Source organism: Citrobacter amalonaticus (genome assembly GCF_018252635.1).
GTDB classification, from domain to species: Bacteria; Pseudomonadota; Gammaproteobacteria; order Enterobacterales; family Enterobacteriaceae; genus Citrobacter_A; species Citrobacter_A amalonaticus_E.
Genome location: NZ_JAGTXM010000003.1, coordinates 522,712 through 542,081, shown reverse-complemented (window position 1 = coordinate 542,081; position 19,370 = coordinate 522,712). Strand labels below are relative to the sequence as shown.

The window sequence follows — 19,370 nt, the reverse complement described above, 5'->3', positions numbered from 1 at the left end:
GAAATCCCTGATGAAGCAAATTCGTATGCTGGCGCAGTACTATGTGGACCTAATGATGAAATTGGGTCTGGTGCGTTTTTCGCTGCTGCTGGCGTTAGCGCTCGTTGTGCTGGCAATTGTGGTGCAGATGGCGGTCACCATGGTGCTGCATGGTCGGGTCGAACAGATCGATGTCATCCGCTCTATTTTCTTTGGTTTGTTAATCACCCCCTGGGCGGTCTATTTTTTGTCGGTGGTGGTGGAGCAACTGGAAGAATCCCGTCAGCGGTTATCCCGACTGGTGCAAAAGCTGGAAGAGATGCGCGAGCGCGACCTTAAGCTTAACGTCCAACTGAAGGATAATATTTCCCAGCTGAATCAGGAGATTGCCGATCGCGAAAAGGCGGAGGCGGAACGCCAGTCCACGTTTGAGCAGCTCAAAGTGGAGATCAAAGAGCGCGAAGAGGCGCAGATCCAGCTTGAACAGCAATCCTCCTTCTTACGTTCCTTCCTGGATGCCTCGCCGGATCTGGTTTTTTATCGTAATGAAGATAAAGAGTTTTCCGGCTGTAACCGGGCGATGGAATTGCTTACCGGCAAAAGCGAAAAACAGCTGGTGCATTTAAAGCCTGCTGATGTGTACTCGCCGGAAGCGGCCGAAAAGGTCATTGAGACCGACGAAAAAGTCTTCCGCCATAATGTGTCGCTGACCTATGAACAATGGCTCGATTATCCGGACGGGCGAAAAGCCTGTTTTGAAATCCGCAAAGTGCCTTACTACGATCGCGTCGGTAAACGTCATGGCCTGATGGGTTTTGGCCGCGATATTACCGAGCGTAAACGCTATCAGGATGCGCTTGAGCGCGCCAGCCGCGATAAAACCACCTTTATTTCCACCATCAGCCACGAACTGCGCACGCCGCTGAACGGAATTGTCGGCCTGAGCCGCATTCTGCTGGACACTGACCTGACGACCGAGCAGGAAAAATACCTGAAAACCATCCATGTCTCCGCCGTGACGTTGGGAAATATCTTCAACGATATCATCGATATGGATAAGATGGAGCGGCGTAAGGTTCAACTGGATAATCAGCCGGTGGATTTCACCAGCTTCATGGCCGATCTGGAGAACCTCTCCGGTCTGCAGGCGCAGCAGAAGGGGCTGCGTTTTGTGCTCGACCCAACCTTGCCGCTGCCGCATAAAGTGGTGACCGACGGCACGCGTCTGCGGCAGATCCTGTGGAACCTGATCAGCAACGCGGTGAAATTTACCCAGCAGGGCCAGGTGACCGTGCGCGTGCGTTATGACGAAGGCAGCATGTTGCACTTTGAGGTGGAAGATTCCGGCATCGGCATTCCGCAGGATGAGCAGGACAAAATCTTCGCCATGTATTATCAGGTGAAGGACAGCCACGGCGGAAAACCTGCGACCGGTACGGGCATCGGTCTGGCGGTCTCGCGTCGTCTGGCGAAAAACATGGGTGGGGACATTACTGTGGCAAGCCAGCCAGGTAAAGGCTCGATCTTTACCCTGACCGTCCATGCGCCAGCGGTGGCAGAAGAAGTTGACGATGCGTTTGAGGATGATGATTTGCCGCTGCCGGCGTTGAACGTCCTGCTGGTGGAAGATATCGAACTGAACGTCATTGTGGCACGCTCAGTGCTGGAAAAACTCGGCAACAGCGTGGATGTCGCCATGACCGGGAAAGCGGCGCTGGAGATGTTTACGCCGGGAGAATATGACCTGGTGTTGCTGGACATTCAATTGCCGGATATGACTGGCCTTGATATTTCACGCGAACTAACCCAGCGCTATGCGCGTGAAGATTTGCCGCCGCTGGTGGCGCTGACGGCAAACGTCCTGAAAGATAAAAAAGAGTATCTGGATGCCGGTATGGATGACGTGCTGAGCAAGCCGCTGTCGGTACCGGCGTTAACCGCCATGATCAAGAAGTACTGGGATACCCAAAACGAGGAGGAGTGCACGGTGAAATCTGAAGAGAGCAGTAAATCGCAAGCGCTATTAGATATTCCGATGCTGGAACAGTACATAGAGTTGGTGGGGCCGAAACTGATTACCGATGGGCTGGCGGTGTTCGAGAAGATGATGCCAGGCTATTTAAGCGTTCTGGAATCCAACCTGACCGCGCGTGATAAGAAAGGCGTGGTTGAAGAGGGACACAAAATCAAAGGGGCAGCAGGTTCTGTTGGCCTTCGCCATCTGCAACAGTTGGGACAGCAGATCCAGTCACCCGATCTTCCGGCATGGGAAGATAACGTGGGTGAATGGATTGAAGAGATGAAGCAGGAGTGGCAACACGACGTTGCGGTATTAAAGGCCTGGGTGGCAAACGCTGGAAAAAAATGACCCCGGTTTGACCGGGGTGCGCGAATACTGCGCCAACACCAGGGAAATCGTGGCTGCGCCGTAAGTTATAATTGTGATTTAAAAGGCGCAGCGCTCAAATTCGGGCCGCACGCAGTTAAGATAGCAAATCTTAAATGCTTTGTTACATGAATCAGTTAAATGTGTGAAGCGTAGCATTTTAATCACAATTATTAATGTGCTGCTGACAGTGGTGAAAAGGACATTTGAATGAAAAAAATTGGCGTAGTTCTTAGCGGATGCGGTGTGTATGACGGTGCTGAAATTCATGAAGCCGTGCTGACGTTACTGGCCATTGCCCGCAGCGGCGCGCAGGCCATCTGCTTTGCGCCCGACAAAGCGCAGGCCGATGTGATTAATCATCTGACGGGCGAACCGATGGCGGAAACCCGCAATGTGCTGATCGAAGCGGCTCGCATTACGCGCGGTAATATTCGTCCGCTTGCGCAGGCGGTCTCAGCCGATCTGGATGCGCTAATTGTTCCCGGTGGTTTTGGCGCAGCCAAGAATTTGAGCAATTTTGCAAGCCTGGGCAGTGAATGCCGGGTTGATCCGGATTTAGCCGGGCTTGCCCTGGCGATGCACCAGTCGGGTAAGCCGCTGGGTTTCATGTGCATTGCCCCGGCCATGCTGCCGAAAATCTTCGACTTCCCGCTGCGTCTGACAATCGGGACCGATATTGATACGGCGGAAGTGCTGGAGGAGATGGGCGCGGAGCATGTGCCGTGCCCGGTCGATGATATCGTCGTTGATGAAGACAACAAAATCGTCACTACGCCTGCTTACATGCTGGCGCAGGACATCGCTCAGGCGGCAATGGGCATTGAAAAACTGGTATCACGCGTGCTGGTTCTGGCGGAATGAAAAAAGGGGTCGCCGCCGTTTTGCGCCGGGTAATTATACGTGTCGTGCTGGCGCTCGCGGTATTCTGGGGGGGAGGCATTGCGCTGTTTAGCGTGATGCCGGTTCCTTTTTCTGCCGTGATGGCGGAACGTCAGATCGGTGCCTGGCTCCAGGGGGATTTTGGCTATGTCGCCCACTCTGACTGGGTGAGTATGGACGAAATCTCACCGTGGATGGGTCTTGCGGTGATTGCCGCAGAAGACCAGACTTTTCCGGACCACTGGGGTTTTGACGTCGCCGCTATCGAGAAAGCGTTGTCACATAACGAACGTAATGAAAACCGCATTCGCGGCGCGTCGACATTGTCACAGCAAACCGTTAAAAATCTCTTTCTCTGGGATGGGCGTAGCTGGTTGCGGAAAGGGCTGGAAGCCGGACTTACCGTGGGTGTAGAGACGGTCTGGAGCAAGAAGCGGATCCTGACGGTTTACCTGAACATCGCGGAATTTGGTGAGGGGGTATTTGGCGTCGAAGCCGCCGCACAGCGCTATTTTGGCAAACCGGCCAGCCGATTAACCCAGTCAGAAGCGGCGCTACTCGCCGCCGTATTACCCAACCCTTTGCGCTTTAAGGCCTCAGCACCCTCAGGCTATGTGCGTAGTCGTCAGGCATGGATACTGCGCCAAATGCGTCAGTTGGGTGGGGAGTCGTTTATGACCCGCCACCACCTACATTAAATTGGCATTACGCCTCGCGCGAAGAGAGCGATAACCCGCTGCGTTCTTTCGGTTGGGCGTTTTTTTCCAGCGCGACGGCCAGTACGGGTTGGGCGATAAAGCGTTGCCACAGTCTTTCCTGCTTACGACGGCAGAACCATTTTGACCAGGTCGCCAGCGGGATCAGCGTCCCTTCGCCAATGTTATCGCACACCACCGGCACTACTTCTGATTCGCTGATACGGTGACAAAGAATGTTCTGCGGTTTCAGCGTCATGGTGACGATATGGTTGTCACGCAGGTAGCGTTTTAGCGTCTTCAGTAGCTGACGCAGCACGGCAAAGTCGTCTTCGTAACGACATTGTTTGGCAAATTCGGTGAGAGTGATGGACGGTTTACCGTCGTAATCGGCAATCACATCATAAACGTAACCCGTTCCGCAGTCGGTCTCTACCGTGCCGTAATAGCGCGGGATGCCGCTCCAGTCTTTCAGGTAGCGAGAGAGATGGGCATAGTACTTCAGTTCACGCTGTGTCTCTTTGTCGCCGCCCTGACCATTGTTGTAAACAATCTTAATACAACGCTGGGCATCATCCGGATGCGCATAACACTTACGATGTCGTCCGGTGCCCAGGGGAGTCTCTGCTGATAAACGAATCATGAGTGATATCCTGGAAATATTTACTGACAATAATCCAGTATGAACACTCAGGTTAAATGAAACCTAAACGAACTGTCTTAAGGTTTTCTTAAGGTAATTCAAAAATGAAAAAGCGCACGAATTGTACAGTGAAGGGGGCAAAAACGAAAAAACGCCGGATGGCGTTTTCTGTTAAGTCTCTGCGGAACGAGAAAACTCAGTCTTCGTCGAATCCCGAATTGAAGAGAGCGATGACGGCCGCCAGCGCTTCGACCTCTTGCGGACCGGAGGCTTCAATCTCAATTTGTCGGCCTTTGGCAGAATCCAGCATCAACAATGCGATAACGCTGTTGGCTTCCGCTTCGGTGCCTTCATCATTTCGTAGCAGGACTTCCGCATCAAATCCCTGCATTAATTCAAAGAGCTTCATTGCTGGCCGGGCATGCATGCCCAGCTTGTTCGTGATTTCAACAGTTTGCTTCACGGTCATGTTTTGCGTTTTTCCAGCGTACGATGGCGTGACTGTACGTTTTTACCGCGTGAGCGGAAGTAGTCTGCCAGCTGTTCTGCAATATACACCGAACGGTGTTTCCCACCGGTACAACCGATAGCAACGGTCAGATAGCTACGGTTGTTGGTCTCCAGCATGGGTAACCATAGCTCAAGATAGCTGCGAGTCTGGTAGATAAAATTGTGTACTTCTGTGTGCCGGTCGAGGAAGGCGGCGACGGGCTTGTCGAGACCGGTCATCGGACGCAGTTTCGGGTCCCAGTGCGGGTTTGGCAGAAAGCGGACGTCAAAGACGTAATCGGCATCGATGGGGATACCGTGCTTAAAGCCGAAGGACTCAAACACCATCGTCAGTTCACGCTCGCGTTTACCCAACAGGCGGGTCCGCAGCATTTCTGCCAGTTCATGCACCGACATTTCTGAGGTGTCGACGATCAGGTCGGCGCGAGAACGCAGCGGTTCCAGGAGGTCGCTTTCCTGATCGATGGCGCTTTCCAGCGACAGGTTCTTGCTGGAAAGGGGGTGTAGACGACGCGTATCGCTGTAGCGACGAATCAACGTGTTGCGGTCAGCATCGAGGAACAGTAACTGTGGCGAGAACGCCTCCGGCAGGTTGTTCATCGCCTGTTCAAAAATTTCCGGCGACTCTGGCATGTTGCGCACGTCAATGCTGACGGCCGCCGAAATCTGGCGTTCGGCAAGCGTGCGTGCCAGATCGGGTAACAGTACCACGGGGAGGTTATCCACGCAGTAAAAGCCCATATCTTCCAGCGCGCGCAGGGCGACAGATTTACCTGACCCTGAACGACCGCTGACGATCATCAGTACCATGTACTGTTTCTCCTCACCACGGCAAAAAGGGAGTTACGCTTCATCCTGACCGCCTTCGGTGTCAGTGATGATTTGATACAACTCTTCATCGCTCTGTGCGGCGCGCAGTCGACGGCAGATGGTTTTATCCGCCAGACGCTTAGCTACCAGCGATAGCGTATGCAGGTGCGTTTTGGTTTGATCCGCAGGCACCAGCAAAGCAAAAAGCAGATCAACAGGTTGATTATCAATCGCGTCGAAGGCGATGGGCGTTTCCAGTTGCACAAACACGCCGACGGCGCGCAGGGTATCTTCTTCCAGCTTACCGTGTGGGATGGCGATCCCGTTGCCGATGCCGGTACTGCCCATTTTTTCGCGCGTCAGGATCGCTTCAAAAACGACCTGCGGCGGTAGACTGAGCTGTTTTGCAGCCAGTTCACTGATGATTTCCAGCGCGCGTTTTTTGCTCTGGCAGTGAACGGCACTGCGCGTACATTCCTGGTTAAGTACACTGCTCAGTTGTAGAGTCGTATCGTTATTTATCATAATTTCACCTAAGAATCCGCCCCACTACAGCGGAACGGATTCGGAGCGCTAACTGTACAAATGGCCTGTTGTTCTGCACAACAGGCCGTCCTGCACCCGCTAACTGCCCGGACAATTAGTGTTGTTTCAATTTATCTTTGTGTTTGGTGAGCTGTCTAGCCAGCTTGTCAATTAAGCCATCAATGGCGGCATACATGTCCTGACCTTCCGCACTGGCGTGAATTTCGCCACCGTTTACATGCAGTGTTGCATCCGAGATGTGGGTAACCTTTTCCACTTTCAACACAATATAGACCTGATTAATCCTGTCAAAATACTGTTCGAGTTTGGCGAACTTGGTATTCACAAAGTCGCGCAGAGCTTCTGTGATCTCGACGTTGTTTCCAGTGATGTTGAGCTGCATAGTGTCTTCCTTATCGGTTGGGTCAAACCAGTTGTTTGCGCTGGTTTGACGGCGGAATGGATAAAGACTCTCGGTACTTCGCAACGGTGCGGCGCGCCACCATGATGCCTTGTTCCGACAGCATCGAGGTTAGCTTGCTGTCGCTCAGGGGCTTCGCAGGGTTTTCCGCCGCAATCAACTTCTTCACCAGTGCGCGAATCGCCGTGGAGGAAGCTTCGCCACCTCCTTCGGTATTCACATGGCTGGAGAAAAAATACTTCAGTTCAAAAATGCCGCGCGGACTGTGCAAATACTTCTGCGTTGTCACACGAGAAATGGTCGATTCATGCATCTCGACGGCCTGGGCGATATCGGCCAGCACCATCGGTTTCATATATTCTTCGCCTTGTTCAAAGAAGGCTTGCTGCTGCTCAACGATACAACGACTGACGCGCAGCAGGGTATCGTTGCGGCTTTCCAGACTCTTAATCAACCACTTCGCATCCTGCAAATTACTGCGGATGTACTGGCTGTCGGCGTCATTGCGCCCACCGTTACACATCGCGGCGTAGTGCTGATTGATCTGTAGGCGGGGAATGCTGTCACCGTTGAGTTCAACCGTCCAGTGACCGTTATGCTTACGCACCAGCACGTCCGGGATCACGTATTCCGGCTCACCGGTCTGGATCGACTGACCCGGGCGAGGATCGAGTGACTGAATCAGATTGACCGCTTCTTTGAGCACCTCTTCTTTGAGACGTGTGACGCGCATCAGCGTGCGGAAGTCGTGGTTCGCAAGCAGATCGAGGTGATCGCTTATGATCTGTCGGGCTTCTTCAAGGAAAGGTGTCGCTTTGTCGAACTGTGAGAGCTGGATTAGCAGACAATCGCGCAGATCTTTTGCCGCCACGCCAACAGGATCAAATCGCTGAATACGTTTAAGAACGGCTTCGACCTCATCAAGCCCCACCTCTTCATCGCCCATGCTTTCGAGGATGTCATCCAACGAAACGGTGAGATAACCCGTGTCGTCAACGGCATCAACAATCGAGGTAGCGATCGCACGATCGGTATCCGAGAACGGGGTGAGTTCCACCTGCCACATCAGGTAATCCTGAAGGGTCTGTGTGGTTTCTCCCTGGTAAACGGGAAGCTCATCGTCGATGTAGTCGCCGCTGGTACCTGAAGGTGTGCCGGCGGTGTAGATTTCATCCCAGCTGGCGTCGAGTGGTAACTCTTCCGGCATCTCTTTTTGTTCGAGAGCGTCGGCGGTATCCAGCGTTTCGCTGTCCTGCGTTTCGCGGGTATCAACTTCGTCGTGAAGATCGGTTTGCTCCAGCAATGGATTGCTTTCCAGCGCTTGCTGGAGTTCTTGTTGCAGTTCCAGCGTCGACAACTGCAACAGACGAATCGCCTGTTGTAGCTGCGGCGTCATCGCCAGTTGTTGGCTCAGCCTGAGTTGCAAACCTTGCTTCATGTTCAGAGTCGTTTTCTCCCGCTATGACGTCGCAAACTTCTACCCTATCAGAGTCTGAAGTCTTCCCCAAGGTATACGCGCTTCACGTGTTCGTCCTGCAGGATTTCTGTCGGCGTACCGTGCGCGATCAGGTGTCCCTGGCTCACGATATAGGCACGCTCACACACGGCCAGCGTTTCGCGGACGTTATGGTCGGTAATCAACACGCCGAGACCGCTGTCACGCAGATGCTCAATAATGCGTTTGATATCAATAACGGAGATGGGGTCAACGCCAGCAAACGGTTCATCCAGCAGGATAAATTTCGGGTTGGCGGCCAGGGCTCTGGCAATTTCCACACGGCGACGTTCCCCGCCGGAGAGTGACTGCCCCATGTTGTCGCGCAGATGCTCAATGTGGAACTCTTCCATCAGCTCGTTAGCTCGGTCTTCACGCTGTTCGCTGGAGAGATCGTCACGAATTTGCAGCACGGCCATCAGGTTATCGTAGACGCTCAGGCGGCGAAAAATAGACGCTTCCTGCGGCAGATAGCCAATCCCGCGGCGCGCACGGGCGTGCAGCGGCAGCAGGCTGATGTCTTCATCATCAATAATGATGTTACCGGCATCGCGCGGCACAATGCCGACAACCATGTAGAAGGTGGTGGTTTTACCCGCACCGTTCGGCCCAAGCAGACCGACAATCTCGCCCGAGTTGACGGTCAGGCTGACATCTTCCACGACGCGGCGGCCTTTATAGGCCTTCGCCAGATTCTTTGCAGTTAATGTTGCCATAACGAATTAGTTACTCTTCTTCTGAGCCGGGGTCTGGTTTTTGTCCTGCAACTGCGACGGAACCAGAACGGTGGTCACACGCTTGCCTTTTTCACTGAAGGCCTGCATTTTCTGCTCTTTCACCAGATAGGTAATTTTGTCCCCGGTAATGTTGCTGTCGAGCTGTTCCAGGTACGCATTGCCGGTGAGCACGACAAAGTCTTTCGCCAGCTCATAATGCATTTTTGACGCATGGCCTTTTACTGGCTTACCGTTGTCCTGCATTTGATAGAAGGTGGCCGGGTTGCCGAAGCCATCAATGACCTCTTTTCCCTCTTCGCCGCCGGGGCGAGTAACGACCACCTTATCGGCGTTAATTTTGATGGTGCCCTGGGTCACAATGACATTGCCAGTGAAGGTCACGACGTTACCCTGCATATCCAGAGACTGCTGGTCCGATTCAATGTGAATCGGTTGTTCGGTATCGCCAGTGACGGCGAACGCCGGAATGCTGGCGGCCAGAAGTGAGCTGGCAAGCACAAGATTAAGGCTGAGTTTGTTTGTTTTGAATTTCATAGGAGGTTCTAACCTTTTCAATCAGCTCGGCGTTCTTGCTGCGTAAGTTGCCGCGCATTTTCAGTCCGCTGGAGTTAAATGTTGATCCGTATAACGTGACGAGGTCTTCAGAGGTAACATCCTGCGTCACCAGATTGATCTGCGCGTTATCGGTGGTAATTCTGCGAAGTTGAGCGTCAGGCACCAGCGCGTTGACTTCAACGTGACCATAAAGATACAGCATCCGATCCTCGGTCAGCTTGGCTTTATCTGCCTTGATTGACCATGTCGGGATCTTCTCCTTATCAAATGTCGTTAATACGGGTTGCGTGAACCACGAAACGGCCTGATCGGAATAATATTCAACATGTTGGGCGATCAAACGATAGCTCAGTGCGCCTTCCGGACTGTAGACAACGGTATCCGTATGCTCGCTCTTGTAGGTCGGATCGCTCGTATTCACTACCACCTGAGCCGTGTCGTCTTTATCGGCCAGATTAATCCCAATCAGCACCAGCACGGCCAACGACAGTAGAATGATAACCCAACGTCTGGCTTTACTCATATCGATTGCCCTTTGGCCTCATCAAGCTTACCCTGCGCCAGTAATAATAAATCACAGACTTCTCGAACCGCGCCGCGTCCGCCTGCGATTTTCGTGACGTAATCCGCGCGTGGCAGCAGTAACGGATGTGCATCCGCAACGGCAATGCTCAGGCCAATTTTTTCCATCACCGGCCAGTCAATCAGATCGTCACCGACGTACGCCACGTTCTCTGGCGCAATGTCCAGTTTTATCAGCAGATCGTGAAAAGCGACCAGTTTATCCGATTGCCCCTGATACAGGTGTGTGATGCCGAGTGTGGCACACCGATCTTCTACTAGTTTAGCCTTTCGTCCGGTAATAATAGCGACGTCAATATCAGACGTTAGCGCACAACGGATCCCGTAACCGTCACGGACGTTGAAAGCCTTCAGTTCTTCACCGTTGTTGCCCATATAAATCAGGCCATCCGACAGCACGCCATCGACATCAAGAATCAGCAGACGGATATTCTCTGCTTTGGCGATGACGTCAGCGCTGACGGGTCCATAACAGGTCGCAAGCGACGCACCTGCTTTGCTCATTTCTCTTTATCCTTGAATTTCTACACAACGCCTGCACGCAGGAGATCATGCATATGTAACACACCGAGTAACTGGTCGCCATCGGCAACCATTACGGAGGTGATATGGCGAGACTGCATTAAGTTCAGCGCATCGACCGCCAGAATGCCGGGGCGCACACGAATGCCTCCAGGCGTCATCACGTCGGCGATACCGAGCTGGCGCACGTCAACGCCCATATCAAAGACGCGACGTAAATCACCGTCGGTGAAGATACCGTCGATCTTCATCGCATCATCGCAAATCACGGTCATCCCGAGGTTCTTGCGGGTGATTTCCAGCAGCGCATCGCGCAGGCTGGCTTCTTTGGTAACATGCGGGATTTCATCACCCGTATGCATAATATCGTTTACGCGCAGCAGCAGTTTTCGCCCCAGCGCACCGCCCGGATGTGACAGAGCAAAATCCTCCGCGGTAAAGCCGCGCGCCTTTAACAACGCCACCGCCAGCGCATCGCCCATCACTAGTGTGGCGGTGGTGCTGCTCGTCGGTGCCAGCCCAAGCGGACAGGCTTCTTGCGGTACTTTAACACACAGATGGACATCCGCAGCACGCGCCATGCTGCTTTCTGGTCGACCGGTGATGCAAATAAGTTGAACCTGCAGTCGCTTAAGGACCGGAATCAGAGCAGCGATCTCGCTGGATTCCCCGGAGTTGGAGATGGCAATCACTACATCCTGCGAGGTGACCATCCCCAGATCGCCGTGGGCGGCTTCGCCAGGATGAACGAAAAATGAAGAGGTGCCGGTGCTGGCAAAGGTCGCGGCCATTTTGCGGCCAATATGCCCCGATTTCCCCATGCCCATCACCACCACTTTGCCGGTGCAGTTGAACATTTTTTCACAGGCGAGAGTGAAATCCTGGTTGATGTACTGATCGAGCTCCGCCAGGCCTTCACGTTCAATCGCCAGAACCTCTTTGCCGGCTTGCTGAAAGTCAAAACCCGGTTGTAACGCTAAGTGCGACATATATCTGTTTCCAGTTATCCAACGAGAAGTGGCGATAACCAATACAACATCGCCAGCCATACGATAAAACCGCCGGTCAGCAGCACACCCGCGCCGCGACCGGACTGGCGGGGACGCCGCCAGCAGAGTAATGCAAAGATGATGCTCACCAGCAGCATCACGCTGTAGTCACGATTGAACGCCAGTGGGTTGACGTCACCCGGCGTAATCAGGGCGGGAAGACCGAGGACAATGGTGAGGTTAAAAATGTTCGCGCCGATGATATTGCCCACTGCAATATCATTTTCACCTTTGCGCACGCCCGCGATGGCGGTTGCCAGTTCAGGCAGGCTGGTGCCAATCGCGATCACCGTCAGACCAATCGTCAGTTCGCTCATCGCGAAATAGTTGGCAATCACAGTGGCGTTATCTACCACCATTCGTGTCGCCATCGGCATGATAATCAGCGCTATGCCCAGCCATAAAAACGCGACCGGTAATCCGCCTTCGCGCGGTAACTCGGCAACCTGCTCCCGGGTGAGGCTGTCATTGCCCTGACGCTCAGCGAGACGGGCAATTTTAACAATGAACAGCAGCCATAACACGGCTAACAGTAACAGAAAGATACCATCGCTGCGGTTGAGTTGTCCGTCATACAGTACGGATCCTGCCACGACACTCACCAGCAACATTAGCGGCAATTCGCGACGCAGAACATCAGAATGCACGGTAAAAGGGTGGATCAGCGCGGCGAGCCCGAGGATCAATAAAATGTTGGTAATGTTAGAACCGATCGCAGTGCCGACGGCCAAATCTAACTGTCCGTGCAGAGAGGCGGCGACAGAAACAATAATTTCAGGCAGAGATGTACCTATACTGACTACCGTCATGCCGATAATCAGCGGCGGGATCCCGAAGGTTCGGCATAAGATTGAGGCGGCAAATACCAGGCGGTCGGCGCCGTAGACGACCAATAATAAACCAATAATTAACAGCGCCGTGGCTAAAAGCATCTAAAGTCCTTTCTTCAGGTATACTCGCCGGTCCACCGGGATCGTCTGGAAACCGTAACGAAGTCTTAATTTTGACTTTATGCAGCTAAAAAGTAAAACAAATGCCAGCTTTAGCTAACCAGCACGGGTAATATTCTGTAAATATGTTGGGTTCATGGTCACATTCAGCACCATGCTTAGATCAACAAGCAACACGAAGGATGAATCAATGGGTCAGTCTGTGGCGAATTTAGTCGATATGCGCGATGTCAGCTTTACGCGTGGCGATCGCTGCATTTTCGATAATATCTCCCTGACAGTGCCGCGTGGAAAGATCACCGCGATCATGGGGCCATCGGGCATTGGTAAAACGACGCTGCTGCGCCTGATTGGCGGACAGATTGCGCCAGATAAGGGCGAAATCCTGTTTGATGGCGAGAACATCCCGGCGATGTCCCGCTCGCGGCTTTATACGGTACGAAAACGGATGAGCATGCTGTTTCAGTCAGGGGCGCTGTTCACTGACATGAACGTATTTGATAACGTGGCTTATCCGCTGCGTGAACATACAACGCTTCCCCCACCGTTACTGAAGAGCACGGTGATGATGAAACTGGAAGCCGTCGGCCTGCGTGGTGCCGCAAAACTGATGCCCTCTGAACTGTCTGGTGGGATGGCTCGCCGGGCGGCGTTAGCACGTGCCATTGCGCTGGAGCCAGATCTCATCATGTTTGACGAACCGTTTGTCGGTCAGGATCCGATCACCATGGGCGTGCTGGTCAAACTGATTTCAGAATTAAACAGTGCGCTGGGCGTGACCTGCGTCGTGGTCTCTCACGATGTGCCGGAAGTCCTGAGCATTGCCGATCACGCTTATATTATGGCGGACAAAAAGATTGTGGCCCACGGCAGCGCGCAGGCGCTGCAAGAGAATGACGACCCGCGTGTGCGTCAGTTCCTGGATGGCATTGCAGACGGACCGGTCCCGTTCCGCTATCCTGCGGGCGATTATCACTCTGATTTACTCGGAACAGGGAGTTAAGCCACTCATGCTGTTAAATGCACTGGCGACGCTGGGACATAAGGGGATTAAAACCCTCAGAACGTTCGGGCGCGCCGGGTTAATGTTATTCAATGCGCTGGTCGGCAAGCCGGAGTTTCGCAAACACGCGCCGCTGCTGATTCGCCAGCTTTACAATGTCGGCGTCCTCTCGATGCTGATTATTCTTGTTTCTGGCGTGTTTATCGGCATGGTGCTGGGGCTGCAAGGGTATCTGGTGCTCACCACCTACAGCGCGGAAACCAGTCTGGGTATGCTGGTGGCGTTGTCGCTATTGCGTGAACTTGGCCCGGTCGTCGCCGCGCTGCTGTTTGCTGGTCGTGCGGGTTCCGCATTGACCGCGGAAATCGGTCTGATGCGTGCGACCGAGCAGCTTTCCAGTATGGAAATGATGGCCGTCGATCCACTGCGCCGGGTGATCTCTCCACGTTTCTGGGCGGGCGTGATTTCACTGCCGCTGCTGACGATTTTATTTGTAGCCGTCGGGATCTGGGGTGGTTCTCTGGTCGGCGTAAGCTGGAAAGGAATTGACGCTGGCTTCTTCTGGTCTGCGATGCAGAATGCCGTCGACTGGCGTCTGGATCTGGTTAACTGTTTGATTAAAAGCGTGGTGTTCGCCATTACGGTAACCTGGATTGCATTGTTCAATGGCTATGATGCGATCCCGACCTCGGCGGGAATCAGCCGGGCAACCACACGCACCGTTGTGCACTCGTCGCTGGCCGTTCTGGGTCTGGACTTTGTACTGACCGCATTGATGTTTGGGAATTGAGTTCATGCAAACGAAAAAGAATGAAATTTGGGTGGGGATCTTTTTGTTAGCCGCATTACTGGCCGCACTGTTTGTCTGCCTGAAGGCGGCCAACGTGACCTCCATGCGCACAGAACCGACCTACACGATTTATGCGACATTCGATAATATTGGCGGCCTGAAAGTGCGTTCGCCAGTACGTATCGGTGGCGTTGTGGTGGGGCGCGTGGCGGACATCTCTCTCGATCCGAAGACCTATTTACCGCGCGTGACGTTGGACATTGAAGAGCGCTATAACCACATTCCTGATACCAGTTCACTGAGTATTCGGACGTCCGGTCTTCTGGGGGAACAATATCTGGCGCTGAACGTCGGTTTTGAAGATCCTGAGCTAGGGACGTCTATCCTCAAAGATGGCGGCACAATTCAGGACACCAAATCCGCGATGGTGCTGGAAGACATGATTGGTCAGTTCCTTTACAACAGCAACAGTAAAGGCGATGACAATAAGAATTCTGGCGATGCGCCGGCGCCGACAGAAAGCCATAATGAAGCGACTGGGCCTGCGGGCACAACGAATTAATCTCAGGAGAATCGAATTATGCTTAAGCGTTTAATGATGGTGGCTTTGCTGGTGATTGCACCGCTGAGCACCGCCATTGCTGCCGATCAGACCAATCCTTACAAGTTAATGGATGAAGCGGCGCAGAAAACCTTCGACCGCCTGAAAAACGAACAGCCGAAAATCCGTTCTAATCCGGACTATCTGCGTGATGTGGTTGACCAGGAGCTGCTGCCGTATGTGCAGGTGAAATACGCTGGTGCACTGGTGTTGGGTCGTTATTACAAAGAGGCCACTCCGGCTCAGCGTGAAGCCTATTTCGCTGCATTTCGTGAATATCTGAAACAGGCCTACGGTCAGGCGCTGGCAATGTATCACGGTCAGACGTATCAGATTGCTCCAGAACAACCGTTGGGCGATGCGACCATCGTTCCGATCCGCGTAACCATTCTCGATCCAAACGGGCGTCCTCCGGTACGTCTGGACTTCCAGTGGCGTAAAAATACCCAAACGGGTCAGTGGCAGGCCTATGACATGATCGCCGAAGGCGTCAGCATGATCACCACCAAACAGAACGAGTGGAGCGATCTGCTGCGTACCAAAGGGATCGATGGTTTGACGGCGCAACTGAAATCTATCGCGCAGCAAAAAATCACGCTGGAAGAGAAGAAGTAATGACTCAGTCACTCAACTGGACGCGTGACGGTGAGCAACTGGTGCTGGTGGGCGAACTGGACCAGGATGTGCTTAATCCTTTGTGGGATGCACGCACTGAAGCGATGACCGGTGTGACCAGTATCGATCTCAGTCAGGTGTCCCGAGTGGATACAGGGGGACTGGCGCTACTGGTCCATCTCATCAGTCTGGCGAAAAAGCAGGGCAACAATGTGTCGCTGACGGGGGTGAATGACAAAGTCTTCACCCTGGCGAAACTCTATAATTTGCCTGCTGACGTGCTTCCCCGCCTGTAATTCATGCCGGATGGCGGCGTATACGTCTTATCCGGCCTACCTTTCATTTCTGGTTTCGTAGGCCGGATACGATGCATTAGCGTCGCCATCCGGCTTTTTGCGGCGATGATTTATCAGCTTGACCTTATGCTTATTTATGACAGCGCAACTTTGCTCTAATATGTTGGGCTGTTTTCACAATCTGACGAATGAAGAGCCCATGGAAAATAATGAAATTCAGAGCGTGCTGATGAATGCACTCTCCCTCCAGGAAGTCCACGTCTCTGGCGATGGCAGTCACTTTCAGGTTATTGCCGTGGGTGAGATGTTTGACGGCATGAGCCGGGTGAAGAAGCAGCAGTCGATCTATGCGCCGCTGATGGAGTACATTGCGGACAACCGCATACATGCCCTGTCGATCAAAGCGTATACCCCCGCAGAGTGGGCGCGCGATCGTAAATTAAACGGTTTTTGAGTTACGGGTGACACACCGGTAACGACGATGAATTTTAACTGAGAACAACATCATGGATAAATTTCGTGTACAGGGGCCAACCCGCCTCCAGGGCGAAGTCACAATTTCTGGCGCGAAAAACGCCGCTCTACCGATCCTTTTTGCCGCGTTGCTGGCGGAAGAGCCGGTAGAGATCCAAAACGTCCCGAAACTGAAGGACGTTGATACCTCGATGAAGCTGTTGAGTCAGCTTGGCGCGAAAGTGGAACGCAATGGCTCCGTGCACATCGATGCCCGCGATGTAAATGTTTTTTGCGCACCATATGACCTGGTAAAAACCATGCGCGCATCGATTTGGGCGCTGGGGCCGCTGGTAGCCCGTTTTGGCCAGGGCCAGGTCTCTCTGCCTGGTGGTTGCACGATCGGCGCACGTCCGGTGGACCTGCATATCACCGGTCTGGAGCAACTGGGGGCGACGATCACCCTGGAAGAAGGCTATGTGAAAGCCTCCGTGGATGGCCGCCTGAAAGGCGCACATATCGTCATGGATAAAGTCAGCGTTGGCGCAACGGTGACAATCATGTGTGCCGCGACGCTGGCGGAAGGCACCACCATCATTGAAAACGCCGCCCGTGAACCCGAAATTGTCGACACGGCCAATTTCCTGATTGCGCTGGGGGCGAAAATTTCTGGCCAGGGTACCGATCGTATCACCATCGAAGGCGTAGAACGTCTGGGCGGCGGTGTCTATCGCGTATTGCCGGACCGTATCGAAACCGGGACTTTCCTGGTCGCCGCGGCGATTTCTCGCGGTAAAATCATCTGTCGTAATGCGCAGCCGGATACGCTGGACGCGGTACTGGCGAAACTGCGTGATGCAGGTGCGGATATCGAAGTGGGTGAAGACTGGATCAGTCTTGACATGCACGGTAAGCGTCCGAAAGCTGTAAACGTGCGCACCGCGCCGCACCCGGCATTCCCGACGGACATGCAGGCCCAGTTCACGCTGCTGAACCTGGTAGCAGAAGGGACCGGATTCATCACCGAAACCGTGTTTGAAAACCGCTTTATGCACGTGCCTGAGCTGAGCCGTATGGGCGCTCATGCGGAAATCGAAAGTAATACCGTGATTTGTCACGGAGTCGATAAGCTCTCCGGCGCGCAGGTGATGGCGACGGATCTGCGTGCTTCGGCCAGTCTGGTGCTGGCGGGATGTATTGCGGAAGGGACGACGGTCGTGGATCGTATTTATCATATCGATCGTGGTTACGAGCGTATCGAAGATAAACTGCGTGCGCTGGGCGCTAATATTGAGCGCGTAAAAGCCGAATAAGCGTAAATGAAAGCAGTAGCCTCACGCCGGTGGCTGGGGCTACTGCTTTGTGCCTTACTCTACATCCTGCTTGTCACGACGTGCAGCCCGCATCATGCGCGTTCTGTCGATAAACGCATGGGTTTTCGCGTCATGGTAACGTGAAGGCCAGATCACCCAGGGATCCGTTCCGAGCGCTTTTGCAATAATCAGTTCGCCTTTCGGCCACGGTCGGGTTAAGGCGTTTGCCAGCGTGGAGGAACTTAATCCATTTCTGCGTGACTCGGCAGCCATTGATGTCCCTCTTTTACGTAATCCAGCAATGATATCTGCCGGATGCCAGTCAATGAGTTTGCTCTCCATTTATCCCCTCGTTCATGGTCATTCATTGTTGATTTACGCAATCAATTTGCAGAAGACACTATACGCTCAGAGAATTAATGTTCTAATATGTTCTAGTAAAGAGTTTAAATATTCAGAATTTATTAAGGATTATTGCTTTGTTTGCAGCAAGTAGAGAGGTTGAGTTGGTTTTATTGGAATTTTCATGAATCATCCCGCGCAGGTTGGCGGGATAATTTCATTGTTATTAACGATCGCGCTGGACGGCGATATGCGCCAGGCCAATCAACGCTTCGCGCCATTGTGAATCCGGCAGCACTTGCAGCGCGGCGATGGCTTTGTCTGCCTCTTCTTCCGCACGCTGGCGTGTCCATTCCAGTGAGCCGCAGGCGTTCATCGCTTCCAGCACGGGCTCCAGGAGGTGTCGGCCATTGCCTTGCTCGATCGCATGGCGAATCATTTGCGCCTGCTCTGGCGTGCCGTTACGCATCGCATGCAGCAGTGGTAACGTCGGTTTGCCTTCGTTCAGGTCATCACCGACATTTTTACCGAGCTGTTCGCCGTCGGCGTTATAGTCCAGTAGATCATCAATCAACTGGAATGCAGTGCCCAGATAACGACCGTAGTCCTGCAGTCCTTTCTCTTCGGCTTCACTGCAGCCCGCAAGCAGACCGGAACACTGCGCCGCCGCTTCAAACAGACGCGCTGTTTTACTGTAGATCACGCGCATATAGCTTTCTTCCGTAATGTCCGGATCATTAACGTTCATTAACTGCAGGACTTCACCTTCAGCAATGACGTTCACGGCTTCAGACATCACTTCCAGCACTTTCAGCGAGCCGAGGCTGGTCATCATCTGGAAAGCGCGGGTATAGATAAAATCGCCAACCAGCACGCTGGCGGCATTACCAAACGCGGCGTTCGCCGTGGCTTTGCCGCGGCGCATATCGGATTCATCCACCACATCGTCATGAAGCAGGGTGGCGGTGTGGATAAATTCGATCAATGCCGCGATCGTGACATGGGCATTTCCCTGATAGCCAACGGCGCGCGCCGCGAGTACGGCAATCATCGGGCGAATGCGTTTACCGCCACCGCTCACAATGTAATAGCCCAACTGGTTGATCAGTTGGACGTCGGAATTAAGTTGTTCAAGGATTGTCGCATTGACACCCGCCATATCTTGCGCGGTTAACTCATTGATTTTTTCTAAATTCATCGCAAAAGCCGGGCTTTT

24 protein-coding genes are annotated in these 19,370 nt (G+C 53.3%); 10 read left to right on the top strand and 14 right to left on the bottom strand.

The genetic code is table 11. From position 1 onward, the window contains the following. Positions 1–10: 10 nt before the first annotated feature. From arcB to mtgA, 3 genes are all read left to right on the top strand, one after another. Positions 11–2,347, top strand: a complete 2,337-nt coding sequence (gene arcB, locus KE671_RS12390; RefSeq protein ID WP_206163197.1) for an aerobic respiration two-component sensor histidine kinase ArcB — start codon at positions 11–13, stop codon at positions 2,345–2,347. A gap of 228 nt (positions 2,348–2,575) precedes the next feature. After that, the gene (elbB, locus tag KE671_RS12385) at positions 2,576–3,229 is read left to right on the top strand and encodes an isoprenoid biosynthesis glyoxalase ElbB (protein ID WP_206163196.1); all 654 of its coding nucleotides are present in this window, start codon (positions 2,576–2,578) and stop codon (positions 3,227–3,229) included. Next, positions 3,226–3,945 (top strand): monofunctional biosynthetic peptidoglycan transglycosylase, encoded by a 720-nt coding sequence (gene mtgA / locus KE671_RS12380; protein WP_206163195.1) that lies wholly within the window; start codon positions 3,226–3,228, stop codon positions 3,943–3,945. The genes elbB and mtgA overlap by 4 nt, the downstream gene beginning before the upstream one ends. Before the next feature lie 7 nt (positions 3,946–3,952). Here the strand turns inward: mtgA and yrbL are convergent, their stop codons facing one another. The 12 genes from yrbL to KE671_RS12320 form a co-directional block, all read right to left on the bottom strand. After that, positions 3,953–4,585, bottom strand: coding sequence for a PhoP regulatory network protein YrbL (yrbL, locus tag KE671_RS12375; protein WP_206163194.1), 633 nt, complete (start codon positions 4,583–4,585; stop codon positions 3,953–3,955). A gap of 196 nt (positions 4,586–4,781) precedes the next feature. Then, a complete protein-coding gene (gene npr / locus KE671_RS12370; protein ID WP_042325034.1) occupies positions 4,782–5,054 on the bottom strand; it encodes a PTS phosphocarrier protein NPr in 273 nt (90 codons plus the stop codon). After that, positions 5,051–5,905 carry an RNase adapter RapZ gene (rapZ, locus tag KE671_RS12365; protein ID WP_012908509.1) on the bottom strand — a complete coding sequence of 285 codons (855 nt, stop codon included), beginning with the start codon at positions 5,903–5,905 and terminating at the stop codon, positions 5,051–5,053. Before rapZ ends, npr begins: the two co-directional genes overlap by 4 nt. A 33-nt stretch (positions 5,906–5,938) precedes the next feature. Then, positions 5,939–6,430, bottom strand: a complete 492-nt coding sequence (gene ptsN, locus KE671_RS12360; RefSeq protein ID WP_042325036.1) for a PTS IIA-like nitrogen regulatory protein PtsN — start codon at positions 6,428–6,430, stop codon at positions 5,939–5,941. A 115-nt stretch (positions 6,431–6,545) separates the two neighbouring features. Next, positions 6,546–6,833: a ribosome hibernation promoting factor gene (gene hpf, locus KE671_RS12355; protein WP_003025078.1), complete on the bottom strand. Its 288-nt coding sequence runs from the start codon at positions 6,831–6,833 to the stop codon at positions 6,546–6,548. Positions 6,834–6,855: 22 nt separating this feature from the next. Then, positions 6,856–8,289: an RNA polymerase factor sigma-54 gene (gene rpoN, locus KE671_RS12350; RefSeq protein ID WP_206163193.1), complete on the bottom strand. Its 1,434-nt coding sequence runs from the start codon at positions 8,287–8,289 to the stop codon at positions 6,856–6,858. 47 nt (positions 8,290–8,336) lie between these two features. Then, on the bottom strand, positions 8,337–9,062 hold the full coding sequence (gene lptB, locus KE671_RS12345; protein ID WP_042998305.1) for an LPS export ABC transporter ATP-binding protein: 726 nt from the start codon (positions 9,060–9,062) through the stop codon (positions 8,337–8,339). Positions 9,063–9,068: 6 nt separating this feature from the next. Further along, on the bottom strand, positions 9,069–9,617 hold the full coding sequence (gene lptA, locus KE671_RS12340; RefSeq protein WP_206163192.1) for a lipopolysaccharide ABC transporter substrate-binding protein LptA: 549 nt from the start codon (positions 9,615–9,617) through the stop codon (positions 9,069–9,071). Beyond that, positions 9,586–10,161 carry an LPS export ABC transporter periplasmic protein LptC gene (gene lptC / locus KE671_RS12335; RefSeq protein ID WP_206163191.1) on the bottom strand — a complete coding sequence of 192 codons (576 nt, stop codon included), beginning with the start codon at positions 10,159–10,161 and terminating at the stop codon, positions 9,586–9,588. The genes lptA and lptC overlap by 32 nt, the downstream gene beginning before the upstream one ends. Beyond that, positions 10,158–10,724 (bottom strand): 3-deoxy-manno-octulosonate-8-phosphatase KdsC, encoded by a 567-nt coding sequence (gene kdsC, locus KE671_RS12330; protein ID WP_206163190.1) that lies wholly within the window; start codon positions 10,722–10,724, stop codon positions 10,158–10,160. The genes lptC and kdsC overlap by 4 nt, the downstream gene beginning before the upstream one ends. Positions 10,725–10,744: 20 nt before the next feature. After that, entirely contained in the window at positions 10,745–11,731 is a 987-nt protein-coding gene (kdsD, locus tag KE671_RS12325; protein ID WP_042998302.1) for an arabinose-5-phosphate isomerase KdsD, read from the bottom strand. A 14-nt stretch (positions 11,732–11,745) separates the two neighbouring features. After that, positions 11,746–12,723 (bottom strand): calcium/sodium antiporter, encoded by a 978-nt coding sequence (locus tag KE671_RS12320; protein WP_206163189.1) that lies wholly within the window; start codon positions 12,721–12,723, stop codon positions 11,746–11,748. Between the two features lie 208 nt (positions 12,724–12,931). Between KE671_RS12320 and mlaF the strand changes: the two genes are divergently transcribed. The 7 genes from mlaF (at position 12,932) to murA (ending at position 17,812) form a co-directional block, all read left to right on the top strand. Then, positions 12,932–13,744 (top strand): phospholipid ABC transporter ATP-binding protein MlaF, encoded by an 813-nt coding sequence (gene mlaF / locus KE671_RS12315; protein ID WP_206163188.1) that lies wholly within the window; start codon positions 12,932–12,934, stop codon positions 13,742–13,744. Positions 13,745–13,751: 7 nt separating this feature from the next. Then, positions 13,752–14,534 (top strand): lipid asymmetry maintenance ABC transporter permease subunit MlaE, encoded by a 783-nt coding sequence (gene mlaE / locus KE671_RS12310; protein WP_206163187.1) that lies wholly within the window; start codon positions 13,752–13,754, stop codon positions 14,532–14,534. A 4-nt stretch (positions 14,535–14,538) separates the two neighbouring features. Then, positions 14,539–15,096 (top strand): outer membrane lipid asymmetry maintenance protein MlaD, encoded by a 558-nt coding sequence (mlaD, locus tag KE671_RS12305; protein WP_206163186.1) that lies wholly within the window; start codon positions 14,539–14,541, stop codon positions 15,094–15,096. 18 nt (positions 15,097–15,114) lie between these two features. After that, positions 15,115–15,750, top strand: coding sequence for a phospholipid-binding protein MlaC (gene mlaC, locus KE671_RS12300; RefSeq protein WP_206163185.1), 636 nt, complete (start codon positions 15,115–15,117; stop codon positions 15,748–15,750). Then, positions 15,750–16,046: a lipid asymmetry maintenance protein MlaB gene (mlaB, locus tag KE671_RS12295; protein WP_206163184.1), complete on the top strand. Its 297-nt coding sequence runs from the start codon at positions 15,750–15,752 to the stop codon at positions 16,044–16,046. The genes mlaC and mlaB overlap by 1 nt, the downstream gene beginning before the upstream one ends. A 199-nt stretch (positions 16,047–16,245) precedes the next feature. Further along, positions 16,246–16,500 carry a BolA family iron metabolism protein IbaG gene (ibaG, locus tag KE671_RS12290; protein ID WP_046488106.1) on the top strand — a complete coding sequence of 85 codons (255 nt, stop codon included), beginning with the start codon at positions 16,246–16,248 and terminating at the stop codon, positions 16,498–16,500. A 52-nt stretch (positions 16,501–16,552) separates the two neighbouring features. After that, positions 16,553–17,812 (top strand): UDP-N-acetylglucosamine 1-carboxyvinyltransferase, encoded by a 1,260-nt coding sequence (gene murA, locus KE671_RS12285; RefSeq protein WP_061076179.1) that lies wholly within the window; start codon positions 16,553–16,555, stop codon positions 17,810–17,812. 54 nt (positions 17,813–17,866) lie between these two features. Here the strand turns inward: murA and sfsB are convergent, their stop codons facing one another. Further along, complete coding sequence (gene sfsB, locus KE671_RS12280; protein WP_061076180.1) at positions 17,867–18,154, bottom strand: DNA-binding transcriptional regulator SfsB; 288 nt, start codon at positions 18,152–18,154, stop codon at positions 17,867–17,869. A gap of 226 nt (positions 18,155–18,380) precedes the next feature. Then, positions 18,381–19,352, bottom strand: coding sequence for an octaprenyl diphosphate synthase (gene ispB / locus KE671_RS12275; protein ID WP_102602873.1), 972 nt, complete (start codon positions 19,350–19,352; stop codon positions 18,381–18,383). Between the last annotated feature and the right edge of the window lie 18 nt (positions 19,353–19,370).